The sequence below is a fragment of the Caulobacter mirabilis genome, assembly GCF_002749615.1.
GTDB lineage: Bacteria > Pseudomonadota > Alphaproteobacteria > Caulobacterales > Caulobacteraceae > Caulobacter > Caulobacter mirabilis.
This window is the reverse complement of the sequence record NZ_CP024201.1, coordinates 3412447-3431404: the sequence shown is the minus strand read 5'-3', so window position 1 is coordinate 3431404 and position 18958 is coordinate 3412447. Positions and strand designations below refer to the sequence as shown.

Here is an 18958-nt window from a genome sequence, read left to right as displayed (position 1 = left end):
GTCAGAACAGGGCGGAGAGCGAGACGAGGAGGCGCGACGGCGGCGCCTTGTCCTTGCCGAAGGGGTCGTCGAACGGCTTGGCCCAGGCCAGATCGAGATTGACGCGAGGGGTGATCTGGGCGCGGACGCCGACGCCGGCCGAGGTCAGGCTGACCTTGCCGGCGCCCGGGCCGATGTTGGTCAGCTTGGCGGCGTCGTAGAAGGCGTAGGGCCGCCAGGCGGCGCGGCCGTCGAACAGCGGGAAGGGGACGGTGGTCAGCTCGACCGAGGCGGCGACGGCCCGGTCGCCCGAGGCGGCGGAGGGATCGTAGCCGCGTCCGACGGACAGGTTGCCGACCGAGAACTCCTCGTAGGAGAGCAGCGGGTCGTTGGTGAATTGCCAGGACAGGGCCGCGGTGGCCAGCACCGGCCCGACGATGCGTCCGCCGCCCTGGGCCTCGGCGCGCCAGACCAGGGAGTCGGGACGACCCCGGAAGCGCGAGGCCGTGAACGAGCCATAGCGGGAGGCGTCGAGGCCGGTGGTGCCGCGGCGGACCTCGAACGAGCCGGTGAAGGCGCCGTTGCGGTCGGCGAGGGCGCGGGGCGCCCAGTGGCCGTCCAGCTTGGCGAAGAAGATCCGCAGGTGGTCTTCGGTCAGGGTGGCGATCCCGCCGCCGAACTCGACCTTCTGGTCGATCCAGTCCAGGCCGACGCCCAGGTTCACGTTGCGCCGCCGATGGCGGACGATCGGATAGGTCAGCCGGGCCGAACCGGCGAAGCTCTCGCCCTCGAGCTTCAGCGGGGCGACGGCGTCGCCTGGACGGGTCCAGGCCCAGGAGGCCGACAGGTCCATGGCCAGGCCGCTGCCGCCGAGCTTGAAGCTCTCCGTGGCCTGGATCACCCGCTGCTCGTCGCTGTCGAGGGTCCAGTAGACGATGACGCTGGTGCGCTCGCCGAGCGGGGTGAAGCTGTTGAAGTCGGCGCGGGCCAGGCCCAGCGCCCGGCCGATGGTCTTGGAGCCGTAGTTCTGGACCTGAACGGATCCGTTCGCCGCATCGCGGGAGACGGCGATGTCCAGGGTCACCGCGCCGGGGCCGGCCCCGGGGGCGGGCTTCAGCGTCGCCTGGACGCTGACGCCGGGAATGTCGCTGGCGAGCAGCAGGTAGCGCTGGGCGACGTCGAGGTCGAACGGCGCCATGCCCTTGAGTTGGTCGAGGTAGCGCGCGACCTGCTTTTGCGCCGGGCCGGCGTCGCCGTGGTACGAGACCGACGCGATCCGCGCCTCGACCACCTGCAGGACCAGCCGGCCCTCGTTGATGCGCTGCTCGGGGATGCTGACGGAGGCCAGGACGCCGCGCCGCAGGTACAGGGCCGCGACCCGATCGCGGATCTCGCAGACGGCGGCCACCGGGACCTCGGTTCCGATCTCGCGCGCATAGGCGGGCGACAGGTCGTCCGGCGACAGGGCCAGGGCGCCGTCGGCGGCGCCGCGAACCTCGACGCTGCGCAGCGTGAACTTCAGATCGCTGCCGGTGAAGGGACAGGGCGTCCGCTCGACGGCGTCGAACATGTCGCCGCGCGGCGCCGCGGGGATCGGCGCGGCCCGCGCCGGGTCCAGCTCCTCGCGGGAGGGCAGGGCGACCTGCGCGAAGACGGGCGTCGTCAGCGCCACGGAAGCGAGAGCGCACGCGGTCGCCGCGGCGCTGCGGATATAGAGCGATGTCAACTCAGCGACCCCCAAAAGCTCCCGGGACAGGGCCCCATCCCAGGGTCTAGGGGAGCTTTAATTCGCGGACCGGTGGTTTGTAACTCCCATTTGGGAGTTGTTCGAGTCTGAGACGACGTGGCGGGATCATCGCGAGTCGTCACTCAGCGAGGGAGGGCTCGCCGTGCGGGAATGCGCGTCCGGCGCCGGTCTCCGGCGCGCCGCGACCTGATGCCGCGCAACCCCCATATGGGGGTTTCTCCGCTCGCTGAACATCGTTAGTTACTGTTGGGTACGTTGGGGGATTTGTGCTCCTGGCGCTGGATTGGGCGCGCCTATGGGCGTGGGCGGGGATAGCGATATGATTGGCATGCTTCGGGCCGTGCGCGGGTTCGGCGACTCCGTCGGATGCCTGTTCGGGCGCTCGTCCGCAGGCTTGGCGACCCTTTTGATCGCGGCGTTCAGCCTGCTGATCATGATCGGGGCGGCCTCGCCGGCCGGCGCCGCGACCTTCCCCTGCGCGATCGACTCGAACGACATCGCCGGACTGACCTTCGTCAATCCCCAGGGTACGTCCAGCGATCCGAACAGCTACGCGCTCGTCGGAGTGCTGACCCGAGACAACGTCTCGGCGACGACAGGGGGGTGCAACGGCCTCCCCAGCCTCTCCATCCGGCCGCTCGTGGGCGCGACGCCCACGGCCACGAATGACCTGCCCGTGGCGGGCGCCACGGCGCAGGGCGGCTGGCTGGTGCGTATAACGAGCAATGAGGTGCGCTACCTGCCGCCGTCGCACAGTTTCTCCGGGACCGACAGCTTCACGATCGACAACAACAACAACACCCGCGTCATCACCGTCACCGTGAACGTGCTGGCCGCGCCGCCCACGGTCACGGGGATCAGCCCCGCGTCCGGATCCGGCGCGGGCGGGACCGCCGTCGTCATCACGGGCACGAGCTTCACCGGCGCCACTGCGGTGACCTTCGGCGGCGTGTCCGCCCAGAGCTTCACGGTCGATGGCCCCACCCAGATCACCGCGACCAGCCCCGCCGGGACGGGGACCGTGGACGTGAGGGTCACCACCGCCGCCGGAACCAGCGCCGTCGTCGCGGCGGACCAGTTCACCTATAGCGCGGCGCCGCCGACCGTCACGGGCCTGTCGCCGACGAACGGGCCGACGGGCGGCGGCAACACCGTGGTCATCACCGGCACGAACTTTACCGGCGTCAGCGCGGTGACGTTCGGCGCCGCGCCGGCCATGGGCTTTACGTTCATCAGCGCCACCCAGATCAACGCGACGGCGCCCGCCAACAGCGCCGGGACCTACGACGTCACCGTGACCACGCCGGGCGGGACCAGCGCGACCACCGCGGCCGACCAGTACACCTACGTCTCGGCGCCGACGGTGACCGCGGTGTCGCCATCGGCGGGGCCGACGGGCGGCGGCGCGACGGTGATCATCACCGGCGCGAACCTGTCGGGCGCGACGGCGGTGACGTTCGGCGGCACGGCGGCGACTGGGTACACGGTGAACGGCCCCACCCAGATCACGGCGACCGCGCCGGCGGGCGCCGCCGGTACGGTGGACGTTCGCGTCACGACGGTCGGCGGAACCAGCGCCACCAGCGTGAACGACTTCTACACCTACGTCGCGGCGCCGACGGTGAGCTCGATCACGCCGACCTCCGGTCCGACGGCCGGCGGGACGACGGTGGTGATCACCGGCACGGGCTTCTCGGCCGCGCCGGGGACCGGCGCGGTGAAGTTCGGCGCGTCGAACGCCAGCTACACGATCAACAGCAACACCCAGATCACCGCGACCTCGCCCGCCAACATGGCCGGCACCTACGACATCACCGTCACTACGCCGGGCGGAACCAGCGCCACCAGCGCGCAGGACGAGTTCACCTACGTTCCGACGCCGACGGTGACCGCGGTCTCGCCAACGGCCGGGTCGACGGCCGGCGGGACGACGGTGGTGATCACCGGCACGAACCTGTCAAACGCCACGGCGGTGACCTTCGGCGGCACGGCGGCGACCGGGTACACGATCAACGGCCCCACCCAGATCACCGCCACGACGCCGCCGCACGCGTCGGGCGTGATCAATGTCCGCGTGACGACCGTCGGCGGGACCAGCGCCACCAGCGCGAACGACCAATACACCTTCGTTGCGCCGCCCGTGGCGAGCTCGCAGACCTATGGCTCGATCGTCGCCTATAACGACGGCGCGAACGCGACGACCAACATCGACCTCAGCCTCTATCTGACGGGCGGCGACGCGCCGACCAGCTACGCGGTCGGTTCGGCCACGACCGCCCAGGGCGGGTCGGTTACGGTGAACAGCTCGGGCATCGCCACCTATACGCCGCCGGTCGGCTATCGCAACGCCAACGACGCCTTCACCTACACGGCGACCAACCTCGGCGGCACGTCCGCGCCGGCGACGGTCACCGTCACGATCGGCAACCCGACCCTCTCGCTGACCCTGCCGTCGAGCACGGCGACGGTGGAGCGGCCCTACAACGCCGGCGCGACGCCGGTGACGGTCTCGGGCGGCCGGGCGAGCTACACGATCAACAGCATCAGCGGCCTGCCGTCGGGGCTGAGCGCGGCCGGGGGCGTCATCAGCGGCACCCCTGCGGTCAACGGAACCTTCACGGTGACGGCCAACGTCACCGACAGCTCGCTGGGGGCGGGGCCGTACAACGCCAACATCACGGCGACCCTGATGGTGAGCCTGCCGCCGGCGCCGGTGGTCTCGTCCTTCTCCATCAGCGGGCTGACCTACAACAGCGGTTCGGCGACGGCGACGACCTTCAGCGCCCTCCCGCACGCCACGGAGAGCCCGACCGGCTTCCAGGTGGGCGCTTCGTCCTACGGGGGGACGGTCAGCGTCGATAGCGCCGGCCTGATGAGCTACACCCCGCCGCTCGGCTTCCGTGGGACCGACACCTTCAACTACGTCGCGACCAACGCCGGCGGCACCTCCAATGTGGCGCAGGTGTTCGTGACGGTGAACGATCCGGTGTTCTCGGCGACCCTGCCGGCGGCCACGGGCACGGTCGGCCAAGCCTACAACAGCGGCGCTTCGGTCGTCGCGATCTCGGGCGGCCATGCGCCGTTCAACAACTTCTCGGCCACCGGCCTGCCGGCGGGCCTGACGATGGACAGCTCGGGGGTGATCTCGGGCACGCCGACGACGGCGACCAACGCCACGGTGGTGGTGACGGTGACCGACAGCTCGGGCGGCAACGGGTCCTACACCTCGACCGCCTCGGCCACGCTGACCATCGACGCGCCGACCATCGTCCTGTCGCCGGCCTCGGGCGCGCTGCCCGGAGGGCCGGCCGGCGCCGCCTATGGCCAGACCATCACCAGCAACGGCGGTTTCGCGCCGGTCACCTTCGCCGTCACCGCCGGCGCCCCGCCGCCGGGGCTGGCTCTGTCGGGCGGCGTGATCTCGGGAACCCCGACCGCGACCGGGACCTACAACTTCACCGTCACCGGCACGGACAGCAGCGGCAACGCCTACACCGGCTCGGCCAGCTACAGCATCACGGTGACCGCCCCGGCGATCACGGTGTCGCCGCCGATCCTGTCGTCCGGCTCCGTCGGGCTGGCCTACAGCGAGGCCCTGGCCGCCAGCAACGGCACGGCGCCCTACAGCTTCGCCCTGGACAGCGGAACCCTGCCGGCGGGCGTGACGATCGACGGCGCGGGCCTCATCTCGGGCACGCCGACGGAAGGCGGTTCCTTCCCGATCGCCGTGCGGGTCACGGACTCCACGACCGGCGGGACCTATTCGGCGATCCAGAACTACACCCTGAACATCGGCGCGCCGTCGATCTCCCTCACCCCGGGCAGCTTGGCGAACGGGGCGATCGCCGCGAGCTACAACCAGTCGGTGTCGGCCTCGGGCGGCACGGCGCCATACAGCTACGCCGTCACGGCCGGTAGCCTGCCGCCGGGCCTGGCCCTGTCGACGAGCGGCGACATCACCGGCACGCCGACCGGCGGCGGGACCTACAACTTCACCGTCACCGCCACCGACAGCTCGACCGGCGCCGGCGCCCCCTACACGGGCTCGTCCGCCTACAGCATCACCGTAGACGCCCCGACGATCAGCCTGTCGCCGACGACCCTGGCCCCGGCGGCGGTGGGCGCAAGCGTCAGCCAGACGATTGTCGCGACCGGCGGCACCAGCGGCTACGCCTATGCAGTGACCGCCGGCGCTCTGCCGGCGGGGGTGACCCTGAGCCCCAGCGGCCTGCTCTCGGGCACGCCGACGGAGGCGGGATCGTTCAACGTCACGATCACGGCGACCGACTCCTCGACCGGGACCGGCGCGCCGTTCACCGGCTCGCAGGCCTACAGCTGGAACATCGGCGCGGCGACGATCTCGCTCAGCCCAGGAAGCCTGGCGAACGGGGCGATCGCGGCGAGTTACAGCCAGACGATCTCTGCCACGGGGGGCACGGCGTCGTACGGCTATGCGATCACCGCCGGTTCGTTGCCGCCGGGCCTGGCCCTGTCGACGAGCGGCGACATCACCGGCACGCCGACAGGCGGCGGGACCTACAACTTCACCATCACCGCCACCGACAGCTCGACGGGCGTAGGCGCGCCGTTCACAGGCTCGTCCGCCTACAGCATCACGGTGGACGCCCCGACGATCAGCCTGTCGCCGACGACCCTGGTCCCGGCGGTGGTGGGCGCAAGCGTCAACCAGACGATCGTCGCGACCGGCGGCACCAGCGGCTACGCCTATGCGGTGACCGCCGGGGCCCTGCCGGCGGGGGTGACGCTGTCGCCTGGCGGGGTGCTCTCGGGTACGCCAACGGAGGCGGGGTCGTTCAACGTCACGATCACGGCGACCGACTCCTCGACCGGGACCGGCGCGCCGTACACCGGCTCGCAAGCCTACAGCTGGAGCATCGGCGCTCCATCGATCAGCATGAACCCGACGACGCTGCCGGCGGGCGTGCAGCATGACGCCTACAGCCAGTCGATCACCGCTGCGGGCGGCACGGCGCCCTACAGTTACAGCCTGGCGTCTGGTTCTCTGCCGACGGGGGTGACCCTGAGCCCCAGCGGCCTGCTCTCGGGCGCGCCGACGGTGGTGGGGACGTTCAACATCACGGTCCGGGCGACGGACAGTACGACAGGCGGCGGACCGTTCAGCATCGACACCCCCTACAGCCTGGTGGTGGGCGTGCCGAATCCGCCGACGGCCGGTCCCGTCTCCCTGACCGTGGCGGCCAACAGCGGGGCCAACGCCGTGACGCCGGTTCTGGGCGGTCCGCCGACGGTCAGCGTGGCGGTCGACGCTGCGCCGGCCCACGGGACGGCGTCGGCGTCGGGCCTGAACCTGGTCTACACCCCGACGGCGGGCTACTCGGGAACGGACAGCTTCACCTACACGGCGACCAACCTGGGCGGGACCTCGGCCCCGGCCACGGTGACGGTGACGGTGACGCCGCCGGTTCTGGCGCTGAACGATCTGACGCCGGCGACGGGGACGGCGCTGGCGGCCTATACGGCGACGCTGACGGCTTCGGCCGGCGCCGCGCCCTACGGCTTCGCCCTGGACAGCGGGACCCTGCCGGCCGGGGTGACCCTGTCGGCCGGCGGAGCGGTGTCGGGCACGCCGACCCAGGCGGGCAGCTTCGCCTTCACGGTCAAGGCGACGGACGTCTACGGCGCGACGGGGACCAGGGCCTACAGCCTTGAGATCGCGGCGCCGACGATCGCGCTGACGCCGGCGGCGGGGGCGCTGCCGGGCGGTCTGCGGACGGTGGCCTACAGCCAGACGATCACGGCGTCTGGCGGGGCGGCGCCGTACGGCTATACGGTCACGGCCGGAACCCTGCCGGCGGGGCTGACCCTGACCACGGCGGGCGTGCTCTCGGGCACGCCGACGACGGCGGGAGGCAACAGCTTCACGGTGACGGCGACGGACGCCTACGGCTTCAGCCAGTCGGCGGCCTATACCCTGGCGGTCGGCACGCCGGCGGCGACGGTCCAACCCAAGACGGTGGCGGTGATCGGCGGTCAGAGCGTGACCATCGACGCGGCCCAGGGGGCGACGGGCCTGGACCTGATCGCGGCCCAGGTGGCGACGCCGCCGAGCCATGGGACGGCGGTCGCCAACGGCCTGACCATCACCTACACGGCCAACGGCGCCTACGCCGGTCCGGACAGCTTCACCTACACGGTGACCAACCCCGGCGGGGTCTCGGCCCCGGCGACGGTGACGATCACCGTCAACCCGGCGGTGGTTCCCGGTCCGGACAAGACGGCCACGATCATGGCCGGCCAGACGGCGACCGTGGAGCTGACCCAGGGCGCCTTCGGGGCTCCGTTCACGGGGGCGGCGGTGGTCTCGGTCAGTCCGGCCAGCGCCGGGACGGCCACGATCACGGGCCGTGTCGCGGGCGGTCAGCAGCTGTACGACCTGGCCTTCAAGCCGGACAACGCCTTCACCGGCGACGCGGTGGTGCTCTACACCCTGAGCAACGCCTTTGCGACGAGCGTCCCGGGCAAGGTGACGATCACGGTCAAGGCCCGTCCGGACCCGGCCCAGGACGCGGAAGTGACCGGGCTGATCGCGGCCCAGGGCGAGACGGCGCGCCGGTTCGCTTCGGCCCAGATCGGCAACTTCAACCGCCGTCTGGAACAGCTGCACGGCGGGGGTGAAGGCGGGGGCGGCTTCTCGAGCAGCCTGAGCCTCAACTTCGGCGGCAGCGGCCTCTCCGGCGGCCTGGCCAACGACCCGAGCGAACTGCGCCGCATGCAGGATCGACTGGGCGTGACCGGCGCTCTGACCGGCCGCGACCTGCTGGGCTTCGACCAGCCGAGCGAGCCGCAACGGCGCGCGGAAGACGTTCGCACCTCCGGCGCGGGCGGCGGCGCGGGCGGCGGCTCGGGCCCCTGGGGGGTCTGGGCGTCCGGCGCGGCGACCTTCGGCCGGACCGACGACGGCCGCGACCGCGAGGGCTTCAAGTTCAGCACCGACGGCCTGACCATCGGGGTCGACCGGCGGCTGAGCGAGAAGCTGGTGCTGGGCGTGGGCGTGGGCTGGGCGACCGACACCAGCAAGATCGGGGACCACGGCACCCGCAGCGAGGCGGACGCCTGGAGCCTGTCGGTGTACGGCAGCTTCCAGCCGGTGGAGAAGGCCTACGTCGACCTGGTGCTGGGCTACGGCAAGCTGGACTTCGACTCCAAGCGGTATGTGACGGCCAACGGCCAGTTCGCCTACGGCCAGAGGGACGGGGATCAGTGGTTCGGGGCGGTCACGGCCGGATGGGACTATCGCCATCCGCACGGCCTGAAGCTGTCGCCCTACGGCCGGATCGAGGCGAGCCGCTCGACCCTGGGCGCCTTCACCGAGACCGGCGGCGGCGCCTTCGCCCTGGCCTATGAGGAGCAGACGACCAACACCGTGACCGGCGCGATCGGCCTGAGGGGCGAGTATGCCCTGAAGACCCGGTTCGGGCGGGCGATCCCCAGCTTCCGGATCGAGTACGCCTACGATCTGCAGGGCTCCGGCTCCCAGCAGATCCGCTACGCCGACTGGTTGGACGGCAAGGTCTACAGCCTCGACGCCAGCCCGCTGGATCGCAACCGGATGCTCTACGGGCTGGGCCTGGACCTGCTCCGCAAGAGCGGAGCCCGCTTCGGCCTCGACTACGAGGGCATGCTCTCCGGCGACCAGACCAGCGGGACCGTGAGACTGCGCCTGGAGACCGACTTCTAACCCAGAAGCGGCCCCGGCGACCGCCGGTAGACGGAAGATGACCCTCCAACAGGTTCAGAGCCTGTTGGAGGGCCGATTTTCAACCATCGCGAGAAGTTTCCGATAGATCTGGAGCGTGACTTTTGCTCCAGGTTAAATCCGCAGACCCGGGTGCGACACTATGTCTTCGCTATCCTGCGTAGCGATTATCAATATAGGCATATGAGTACCGTAGTTTCGGTACGTTCATCGCGTCGCGTGTCTGCCTAATACCTAAGTCTCCGGGTCGGCGTTCGTTCTCGTTCGCGGCTTGCTCTGCGGACAGAGCGTCAGTTCTCAGTCGGTTCGTCGGACATCACACAAAGAAGTCGGGCAAGGGGGGCTCGGCTGGAGCGGGTGCTCGCATGAGGCAAGCCGGCATGATCGAAGCCGTAGAGACGAAGACCGACCCCACGCCCTTCAGCAGCGACGTCGCCAACGCTGTTCTCAACCGCCTGACCTTCGGGGTGGTGGTGGTGGACGAGGCGGCGCGGATTCTGTCCGCCAACGAGCAGGCGCGGCTCTATCTGGACGTCGGCGACGGCGTCCTGGACGAGGCCGGGCGCCTGGCCGCCGAGATCGGCTTCGAAAGCGAAACCCTGCGCCGCCGGATCGCCGCGGCGGCCGAAACCGGGCGCTCGGACGCGGCGTTGCTGCGTCGATCGCGCAGCGCCAAGCCCCTGGTCATCCTGATCGAGCCGGCGCCGGCCCTGACGGGAGAGCGGGCCGTGCTCGTGACCATCCGCGAGGTGGGCCGCGCCTCGCCGCGCGTCGCCGAGCGGGCGCGGCAGCTGTTCCACTTCTCGCCGGCCGAGGCCGAGATCGTCGCCCGGGTCGTCCAGGGCCTGGACACGGCCGAGATCGCCGCCGAGCGTCAGGTCAGCATCAACACCCTGCGGGTGCAGGTCGCCTCGGCGATGGTCAAGGTCGGCGTCCATCGACAGGCCGAACTGGTCTCGGTCCTGTCGTCGGTCGACATGCTCGACTAGGCGCTAGTCCTCGATGGCGAACGGTTTCAGACGCAGCTTGCTGCGATGGTCGCGCGGCGCGGCGGCGCCCGACGGCGTGGCGCCGCGGAAATAGGCCTTCTGCCATCCTTCCTTCGCGGCCGGGGAGTCCGGCTGTTCCAGATCGGTGTTGAAGGTCAGGCGGCTGTCGGACCATTCCGTGTGCTCGCGCATGAGGTCTGGCTCCGAGGCCAGCGGGCGCAGCCTCGGCGCCAGGCCGTCGAGCTGTCCGCGCCGGACCGGAAACACGTGGCAGAAGGGCTCGCCCTTCTCGAACCGGACGCGGTGGTCGGCGCGGGTGAAGAGCCAGTTCATCGTGAAGGTGTAGGGCGACCAGTCGGTCTCGACCACGCCGCTGAGCGGGCCGATGCCATCCTTCGGTCGATTGAGCGGCCCGGTGACGAACAGGTCGACGCCCGGGTCGGTGCGGAACAGGCAGGGCAGGTGGAAGGTCAGCACGCCCGAGCCGAAATGACCGACGGCCGGCGGAGCGACACCTTCGGGGACGCGAACCTCGACTCCTTCGCGCTCTACCCGGCCATCCCAGATCGCCTCGAAAGCGGTCGGGCAGAGTATCTCCCAGCCGTGGGCGTTGGCGATGTTCAGGGGCAGGCAGCGATAGGCGAACCGCTGTGGACTGGCGTCCATCCACGGACGCTCCAGCGGCGCCGGCCGGATGTCCAAGGCGTAGCCGTCCAACACGAAGGCGGTCAGCTCCGTCAGGCCGTCGGCCGGCGTCTCGGCGTCGTTCATCGTCGGTGCGTCCCCCTTGACCGAAGCGCGGAAGACTACGCCAGAGCGGATCGGTCAGATAGGACGTTGTCCGAGGCGTCAGCCGTGCTGGGCGAAGACCTTCGTGCGCCCCTTCCGATCGAGCAGAAGAAGGGTCTGGTAGGCCTCCTTGCGGCCGTCGGGCGCCTCCATGCCGGGAGAGCCGATCGGCATGCCGGGGACGGTGATGCCGAGCGCTTTCGGCTTTTCCCGCACCAGCCGAACCACGTCTGCGGGCGGGACGTGGCCTTCGACGACATAGCCGGCGATCACGCCGGTGTGGCAGGACGATAGCTCGAAAGGCACGCCGTGCTTGTTGCGGATCGGGGCCAGGTCCTCGACCTCGACCACCTTGGCGCGGAAGCCGGCCTTGCGCAGATGGGCGATCCAGCCTTTGCAGCAGCCGCACCAGGGCGTCTTGTAGACGGTGATGTCGCGCGCGTCCGCCGCTGCGGCCGCGCCGCCCAGGGCGGCGGCCGAAAGGCCCAGGACGAGGGCGCGGCGATGAAGGACGGACATGGGAAACTCCTGACGGTGGAACGCTATCGGGGGCTTAGACGTCCGGCGGCTGTGAACCGGGACTCATGGGGGTCTTGGCCGTCGTCGGCCAGAGCCGGTTGGCCTGGCGGCGGAGGTAGACCCGGGCGGGGGCCTCAATATGACGGTGCAGCGCGACGGCGGCCAGGAGGCTGATCGCCAGCAGCAGCGGAATTTCCCAGACGGCCAGCACGTAGTCGCTGGGGCGGTCGGTCAGCAGCGCGTTCACCCCCTTCCAGCCGATCAGGATCGGCATGTGGATCAGGTACAGGGCGTAGGAAGCCTCGCCGCCGAGCAGCATCCACGGCCTGGCGAGGCCCTTGTCGGCGCCGGCCTTGGCCAGCAGGGCCAGGGCGAGCACGAACGGGCCGGCGATGACGACGATCAGCCGATCATCCGCCCGGACATGCATCAGCGCCAGCATGAGCATGGACAGTCCCAGCGCGGCGGCGATCGCGACAGGGCGCGAGGGTTTGAGCCGTTCGAACAGCCGATAGAGGCCGACGCCGTACAGGAACTCGGGCAGGATCCGCAGAACGCCCATGTTGTTCTCGGCGTGAACCACGGTCTGGCCGAAGAGCTGCTGATAGGCGAGGTCGCAGCCGGCGAAGAGGCCGGCCGCGAGGCCGAGGACCAGCCACGGTCGGTCGCGCAGCTTCAGGCCGATCCAGGCATAGGCCGGGAAGGCCAGGTAGGCGAACCACTCCGCCGACAGCGACCAGGAGGGTCCGTTCCAGTCCGCGTCGTAGACCGCCGGGAACCAGGCATGGACCAGCAGCAGGGTGGCCCCCAGACCGATCCCGGTGAAGTTCCGGTCGTCGAACTCGGCGCCGATCAGAACGGCCACGATCACCATGGCCAGGACGAAGGCGAGAACCGCGAGGTGCGCCGGATAGATCCGCGCGAATCGAGCGGCCATGAAGCGGCCGTAGTGGAACCGCCCCTCGGCCAGGGCCGCGCGGTAGGCGTGGGTCAGAACGAAGCCGGAGAGGATGAAGAAGATATCCACCCCCAGCCTCGCCCGCTCGATCAGGCCCGTGGCGGACAGCGTGTCCCAGGGCCACTGGAGCTGGTAGTGGAACAGCACCACGCCCGCGGCCAGGACGAAACGGATCGTGGTCAGGGCCGGCAGGTCGGACGGCTGTGTTGCGTTCGGATCGGATCTCAAGGCGCGTCCCCCGTTCGATAGGAGTACGCGCCGATCAGCAACCTTCCCTCACTTGAGGGTTGTGCCCCGACGTGGCGTATATAGAGGCAGAACCATGATGGATGCCGTGATGTCGTTGGACGACGCCCTTGCCGATCTTCGGGCGCAACCCCTGGACCGTGACCTGAGCCAGCTCGAGCCGCGGGTCTGGTCGCGCGTCGACGGTCGCCGCGAAAGCCGCTCGACGGCCGGCGGCTTCGTGCCCGCTCGTATCGCCGCGGTCGTCGCGTCTCTGCTCGTCGGCGCGGTGGTCGGGGGCGCCTCGGCCACCGCCATGGTCGCCAAGCCGAGCGACACCTCCGTCTTCGCCGTCAACACGCGCCTGGCGCCCTCGACGCTGCTGGACGCCCGCTGATGACGTCCTGGAAGGGTGTGATCCTGACCGTCGTGCTGGCGGCCATCGCCGCCGGCCTGGGCGCCTGGGGCGGCGCCCGCTACGTGCTGAAGGCGAACGAGAAGCCGTCGCTGCACGCCGTGCTGCACGAAGAGCTGAAGCTCAACGCCGACCAGCTTCGCCGGCTGGAGGTGATCGAGCGCGAGTTCGATGGCACCCGACGTCTCCGGGAGGCCAAGCTTCGCCAGGCGAACGCCGAGCTCGCCGCCGCGATCGCGGCCAAGCACCAGTATTCGCCGGAAGTCCAGGCCGCCGTGGATCATTTCCACGACGAGATGGGCCAGCTGCAGAAGGAGACCATCCTTCACGTCCTGCAGATGCGCGCGATCCTGACGCCGGATCAGGCCAAGATTTTTGATCGGCGGGTCTCGGAGGCCCTGACCGAAGAGGCGCGGTGACCGCGCTCGATCAGGCGACGGATGCCGAGCTGGCCGCCAAGGCCCTCGGCGGGGAGGACCGCGCCTTCACCCAGCTGATGCGGCGCCACAAGGAGGGGCTGTATCGGTTCGTCCGGCGCTACGTCGGCGACGCCGACACGGCCTATGAGGTGGTGCAGGAGGCTTTCGTGGCGGCCTGGTCCAACCTGGGTCGCTACGACCGGGTGCGGCCGTTCGGGACCTGGATCAAGACCATCGCCCTGAACAAGTGCCGCGACCGGGCGCGTCGCGAGATGGTCCGCCGCCTGGTGTTCGGATCGCGGCCGGACGACGAGGCGCTGCTGCCGGAGGTGCCGGACGGGACGCCTGGCGCCGAGGCGCAGCTGATCGCCGCCCAGCGCCGCGCGGCGCTGGATCGCGCGATCGCCGCCCTGCCGGCCAAGCTCAAGGAGCCGCTGATCCTCACCGTCTTCGAGGAGATGCCGCAGCAGCAGGCCGCGGAGATCCTCGGGGTGACGATCAAGACCATCGAAACGCGGGTCTACAGGGCCCGTCGCGCCTTGGCCGCGTCGCTGGGCGTGGCGGCCGAAAGCGACCCCGACGCTGAGGGATAGCCGACCTTGGCGCGTATCCTGAACAGAAGGCCGACCCGCCCGGTCGCCGCAGTACAGTTCCTTCCGGGAGAGTCGACCCGATGACCAACTTTGACCGACGCCGTTTCCTGCAGGGGGGCGCCGTGCTCGCTGGCGGGCTGGCGTTTGGCGGCGGGCTGCTGCCGGCCTGGGCCCGCAGCGCGGCTCCGACCTTGCCGACTCTGTCGGGCGAGGAAATCGCCCTGACCATCGACCACGCCAAGGTCCGCATCGACGGCAAGCCCGGGCACGCGGTCGCGATCAACGGCACGGTGCCGGGGCCGCTGATCCGCCTGAAGGAAGGTCAGAACGTCCGCATCAAGGTGACCAACAAGCTGGACGAGGACACCTCGATCCACTGGCACGGCCTGATCCTGCCGTTCCAGATGGACGGCGTGCCGGGCGTCAGCTTCCCGGGCATCAAGCCGGGCGAGACCTTCGTCTACGAGTTCCCGGTCGTCCAGTCGGGCACCTACTGGTACCACAGCCACTCGGGGCTGCAGGAGCAGGAAGGCCACTACGGGGCGATCATCATCGACCCGAAGGGCGAGGAGCCCGCGCCCTACGACCGCGAGCATATGGTCGTGCTGTCGGACTACAGCTTCCTGCATCCGCACACGGTCATGCGGAAGCTCAAGGCCCAGGCCGGCTACTTCAACAAGCAGAAGCAGACCGTCGGCGGCCTCGTCGCGGGCAAGGACCAGACGTTCAAGGAACGTGTCGAGTGGTCCGCCATGCGCATGGACCCGACCGACGTCCTCGACGTCACCGGTTCGACCTACACCTACCTGATCAACGGCCATGGACCGAAGGACAACTGGACCGCGCTGTTCCAGCCGGGCGAGCGGGTGCGCTTCCGGTTCGTGAACGCCGGCGCCATGACCATCTTCAACGTCCGCTTCCCGGGCCTGAAGATGAGCGTCGTCCAGGCCGATGGCCTGCATGTCCAGCCGGTCACGGTCGAGGAGTTCCAGATCTCGCCGGCCGAGACCTACGACGTGATCCTGGAGCCGAAGGAAGACCGCGCCTACGCCCTGGTCGCCGAGGCGGCCGACCGCTCGGGCATGGGCGTGGCCACCTTCGCGCCGCGCGCCGGCATGAAGGCCGAGGCGCCGCCGCTGCGCGAACGTCCGCTGCTGACCATGCGCGACATGGGCATGGACATGACCGGCATGGAAGGCATGGACCATGACATGGCCATGCGCGACCCGGTCAACGCGCCGGGGGTCAAGCTGACGCCGGGCGTGCAGATGATCTCGCCGATGGCCGTCGACCGCGTCGGCGACGCGCCCCAGGGCCTGGACAAGGTCGACCACAGGGTCCTGCGCTACACCGACCTGGTGGCGCTGGAGCCCAATCCGGATGTCCGCGCCCCGAGCCGCGAGATGGAGATCCATCTGACCGGCAACATGGAACGCTTCATGTGGGCGTTCGATGGCGAGGCCTTCAGCCCGATCAAGAAGCCGATCCCGTTCCGGCTGAACGAGCGGGTGCGCATCCATCTGGTCAACGACTCGATGATGGCCCACCCGATCCACCTGCACGGCCACTTCTTCGAGGTGCTGAACGGGCATCCCGGGCGGTATCCGAGGAAGCACACGGTGAACGTCCCGCCCGGCGGGAAGATATCCTTCGACTTCACCGCCGATGCGCCCGGGGACTGGGCCTTCCACTGCCATCTGCTGTTCCACATGCACGCCGGGATGTTCAACGTCGTCACCGTCCGTCCGATCGACGGAGGCGCGCAATGAACCCGCGTCTGCTCCTGAGCCTGCCGCTGCTGGCGCTGGCCACCCCGGCCGTGGCCCAGCACGAGGGCCACGGCGCCCCCACGCCGCCGGCGGCCGATCCGCACGCGGGTCACGCGATGCCGACGCCGGCTCCGGCCCCCGCCGCCGATCCCCATGCGGGTCACGCGATGCCGGCCGCTCCCGCGCCGACGCCGGCCGCCGATCCGCACGCGGGCCATGTGATGCCCGCGCCTGCTACGGAAGGGACCGAACCCCCGCCGGCCGGCGACGCGTCCGCGCCGCCGCCGCCGACCGACCACGCCGCCGAGCGGTTCTTCTCGCCCCAGGCCATGGCCGCCGCGCGCGCCCAGCTTTCGGTCGAACACGGCGGTTCGACGGCCTGGAAGGTCATGCTCAGCCAGGCCGAGATCCGTCCCCGCGACGGCGACGACGCCTGGGGCTGGGAGGGCGAGGCCTGGTACGGCGGCGACCGGAACCGCCTGGTCCTGAAGACCTCGGGCGAGGGGACCGTCGGCGGCGATCTGGAGTCGGCCGAACTGCAGGCGCTGTGGTCCCGTCCGATCGGGCCCTATTTCGACGTCCAGGCGGGGATCCGTCACGATTTCGAGCCGGGGCCGTCGCGGACCTACGCCGTGTTCGGCATCGAGGGCCTGGCGCCCTACTGGTTCGAGCTGGAGGCCGCGGCCTTCGTCTCGAACAAGGGCGACGTCTCGGCGCGCTTCGAGGCCGCCTACGACCTGCGCCTGACCCAGAAGCTGATCCTCGAGCCCAGCGCCGAGCTGGAGCTGGCCGCCCAGTCGGTTCCCGAACTGGAGATCGGTTCGGGTCTGACGTCCGGCGAGCTGGGGCTGCGCCTGCGCTACGAGTTCAAGCCCGAGTTCGCCCCCTACATCGGCGTGATGCACGAACGGAAGTTCGGCGACACGGCTGATTTCGCCCGCGCCCACGGCGAGAAGGCCGAAGAGACGATGTTCGTCCTCGGCCTGCGCGCCTGGTTCTAAAGTTCTGCACTCACAGGAGTTTTCGATGAAGTTCGCGTTCGCCCTCGTCGCCTCGCTCGCCATCGTCGGCGCCGCCCAGGCTCAGGATCACGGCGGCCACGGCGGCCACGCCGGTCATGAAGCCTCGGCCGCGGCGGTGGAGGGCATCGGCGTGGTCCGCGCCATCGACGCCAAGAAGGCCTCGATCACCATCAACCACGAGCCGATCAAGGCGCTGAACTGGCCGCAGATGACCATGCCGTTCAAGGTCTCCGACCCCGCGGTCCTGGCCAACGTCAAGGTGGGCGCGAAGGTGCGCTTCACCCTGAAGGACAAGAAGATCACGGCCATCCGGCCCTTCTAGGCGAATAGGCGGGTCGTTCCGCGATCCGCTGACGCCGCCCGCTTCCCGGACCCCAGCCGGGAAGCGGGCGGCGTTTTCGTTCTTGGGGGGAAGGGTGACTACGCCGCCTGCCGCTCGCGGTTCGCCACCCCATTCCGTCACCCTCGCGACAAGCGCGAGGATGACGGGGAAGGAGGAGAGGGGCGCTACATCGAGGAGATCGGGGCCAGGGTTCCCAGCCAGGCGACCAGGGCCAGGACGGCGACCGCCGCGCCGGTCTCCAGCCAAAGGCTGCTCTTCAGACGGTCCAGGACCGGGGCCGGCGAGACGCCGCCTTCCAGGGCCGCGCCGAGCGCGGGGGTGAGCGTGAAGCGGTTCTTGGCCGCCAGCGCCAGCATGGCCGCGAAGAGGGCCAGCTTGGCCAGCAGCAGCCCGCCGTAGGGCGTGGTCCACAGGCCGGGCAGGCGATCGAGCCCGACCAGGAACAGCCCGTTGACCAGGCCGGTCCCGACGATGACGGCGACCGCCGCCGTGCCGACGCCCGAGAACCGCTCCAGAGCGCGATGGAGCATCGCCAGGCGAGCGTCGTCATTGTCCGGCCGCGTCGTGTACAGCAGGCCCAGGAAGCCGACCAAGGCGCCGATCCAGACCGCCGCGGCCAGGCTGTGGAGGATGTCGCTCGCCAGGTGAACGCCGCCGCCCGGGCCTTCGGTCGCCGCGCCGTGGCCCATCCAGGCGAAGCCGGCGCAGACGACGCCGCCAAGGCCCGCGAGAACGCCCCATCGCCGGGGCGCGAGCGCCAGCACCGCGAGCGCCAGGGCTGCGGCGGCCATCCGGACGACGCCCGCCCGGCCGAGGCCCGTCCCGCCAGCGACGAAGCCCAGCGCCTCGCCGGTCAGGCCCGCGCTCCAGGATCCGGCCATGAGGGCGGTCTGGGCGATGAGGGCGAAGGCGCCCGACGCCAGCGTCAGGCCGGCCGAGACGGCGATCCATCGAACCGCCCAACGCGCCGAGGCGCCGCTGAACAGCATGAACAGCGGCAACCCCAGCAGCACCGCGCCGCCCAGGTACTGGAGCAGGCGCAGGGGGATGACCGCGGCTTCCGGCGACATCAGTTCACCTTGAAGGCGAAGGTCCCGGTCATCCGGTGGCCGTCGGCCGACACGGCGCGCCAGTTCACGGTGTAGCCGCCCTTGGCCAGGGGGGCGGCGAGCTTGCCGGTGATCGACTTGCCGTCCTTGGAGACCGCGGTCGCCGGCTTGACCGTCCTGCCGCCTGGGGCGACGAGATCGAAGCTGGAGAAGGCGGGCGCGACCCTCTCGTTGAAGGTCAGGGTGATGGTCTTGGGCGCGGCGACCACGGCGTTGGCCGCCGGCGTCGACGCCGTCATCCGGGCGTGGGCGAAGGCCTGGCCGGCGGTCAGCAGCAAGGCGGCGGCCGCCAGGACAGCGGCCGGTCGAGAGGGGCGCATGAGGCGTCTCCAAGTGGAAGGGGT

14 protein-coding genes are annotated in these 18958 nt (G+C 70.3%); 8 read left to right on the top strand and 6 right to left on the bottom strand.

The genetic code is table 11. The annotated features are described in order from the left end of the window. Position 1 precedes the first annotated feature (1 nt). Entirely contained in the window at positions 2 to 1705 is a 1704-nt protein-coding gene (locus tag CSW64_RS16405; RefSeq protein WP_245863736.1) for a ShlB/FhaC/HecB family hemolysin secretion/activation protein, read from the bottom strand. Positions 1706 to 2120: 415 nt separating this feature from the next. On the opposite strand from CSW64_RS16405, the gene CSW64_RS22415 reads away from it, so the two are divergent. After that, entirely contained in the window at positions 2121 to 9446 is a 7326-nt protein-coding gene (locus CSW64_RS22415; RefSeq protein WP_216361192.1) for a putative Ig domain-containing protein, read from the top strand. Positions 9447 to 9844: 398 nt separating this feature from the next. Then, positions 9845 to 10453, top strand: a complete 609-nt coding sequence (locus CSW64_RS16395; protein ID WP_245863735.1) for a helix-turn-helix transcriptional regulator — start codon at positions 9845 to 9847, stop codon at positions 10451 to 10453. A 3-nt stretch (positions 10454 to 10456) separates the two neighbouring features. On the opposite strand, the gene CSW64_RS16390 is transcribed toward CSW64_RS16395, so the two are convergent. From CSW64_RS16390 to CSW64_RS16380, 3 genes are all read right to left on the bottom strand, one after another. Next, entirely contained in the window at positions 10457 to 11224 is a 768-nt protein-coding gene (locus CSW64_RS16390; protein ID WP_099623108.1) for a DUF6065 family protein, read from the bottom strand. Between the two features lie 78 nt (positions 11225 to 11302). Continuing rightward, on the bottom strand, positions 11303 to 11761 hold the full coding sequence (locus CSW64_RS16385) for a DUF411 domain-containing protein (RefSeq protein WP_099623107.1): 459 nt from the start codon (positions 11759 to 11761) through the stop codon (positions 11303 to 11305). A gap of 34 nt (positions 11762 to 11795) precedes the next feature. Then, a complete protein-coding gene (locus CSW64_RS16380; protein ID WP_099623106.1) occupies positions 11796 to 12947 on the bottom strand; it encodes an acyltransferase family protein in 1152 nt (383 codons plus the stop codon). A 94-nt stretch (positions 12948 to 13041) separates the two neighbouring features. Here CSW64_RS16380 and CSW64_RS16375 point away from each other — a divergent pair, with 94 nt between their 5' ends. The 6 genes from CSW64_RS16375 to CSW64_RS16350 all read left to right on the top strand — a co-directional run bounded on the left by CSW64_RS16375 (position 13042) and on the right by CSW64_RS16350 (position 17484). Further along, positions 13042 to 13341 (top strand): hypothetical protein, encoded by a 300-nt coding sequence (locus CSW64_RS16375; RefSeq protein ID WP_099623105.1) that lies wholly within the window; start codon positions 13042 to 13044, stop codon positions 13339 to 13341. Then, positions 13341 to 13778, top strand: coding sequence for a periplasmic heavy metal sensor (locus tag CSW64_RS16370; protein ID WP_342745826.1), 438 nt, complete (start codon positions 13341 to 13343; stop codon positions 13776 to 13778). The genes CSW64_RS16375 and CSW64_RS16370 overlap by 1 nt, the downstream gene beginning before the upstream one ends. Continuing rightward, positions 13775 to 14371 carry an RNA polymerase sigma factor gene (locus tag CSW64_RS16365; RefSeq protein ID WP_245863734.1) on the top strand — a complete coding sequence of 199 codons (597 nt, stop codon included), beginning with the start codon at positions 13775 to 13777 and terminating at the stop codon, positions 14369 to 14371. The genes CSW64_RS16370 and CSW64_RS16365 overlap by 4 nt, the downstream gene beginning before the upstream one ends. Before the next feature lie 80 nt (positions 14372 to 14451). Continuing rightward, the gene (locus tag CSW64_RS16360; RefSeq protein WP_099623103.1) at positions 14452 to 16140 is read left to right on the top strand and encodes a copper resistance system multicopper oxidase; all 1689 of its coding nucleotides are present in this window, start codon (positions 14452 to 14454) and stop codon (positions 16138 to 16140) included. Next, positions 16137 to 17141 carry a copper resistance protein B gene (locus CSW64_RS16355; RefSeq protein ID WP_099623102.1) on the top strand — a complete coding sequence of 335 codons (1005 nt, stop codon included), beginning with the start codon at positions 16137 to 16139 and terminating at the stop codon, positions 17139 to 17141. The genes CSW64_RS16360 and CSW64_RS16355 overlap by 4 nt, the downstream gene beginning before the upstream one ends. Positions 17142 to 17166: 25 nt before the next feature. Next, positions 17167 to 17484, top strand: coding sequence for a copper-binding protein (locus CSW64_RS16350; protein WP_099623101.1), 318 nt, complete (start codon positions 17167 to 17169; stop codon positions 17482 to 17484). 185 nt (positions 17485 to 17669) lie between these two features. Here the strand turns inward: CSW64_RS16350 and copD are convergent, their stop codons facing one another. Continuing rightward, positions 17670 to 18575, bottom strand: coding sequence for a copper homeostasis membrane protein CopD (gene copD / locus CSW64_RS16345; RefSeq protein WP_099623100.1), 906 nt, complete (start codon positions 18573 to 18575; stop codon positions 17670 to 17672). Further along, positions 18575 to 18934, bottom strand: coding sequence for a copper homeostasis periplasmic binding protein CopC (gene copC / locus CSW64_RS16340; RefSeq protein ID WP_099623099.1), 360 nt, complete (start codon positions 18932 to 18934; stop codon positions 18575 to 18577). Before copC ends, copD begins: the two co-directional genes overlap by 1 nt. Positions 18935 to 18958 lie beyond the last annotated feature (24 nt).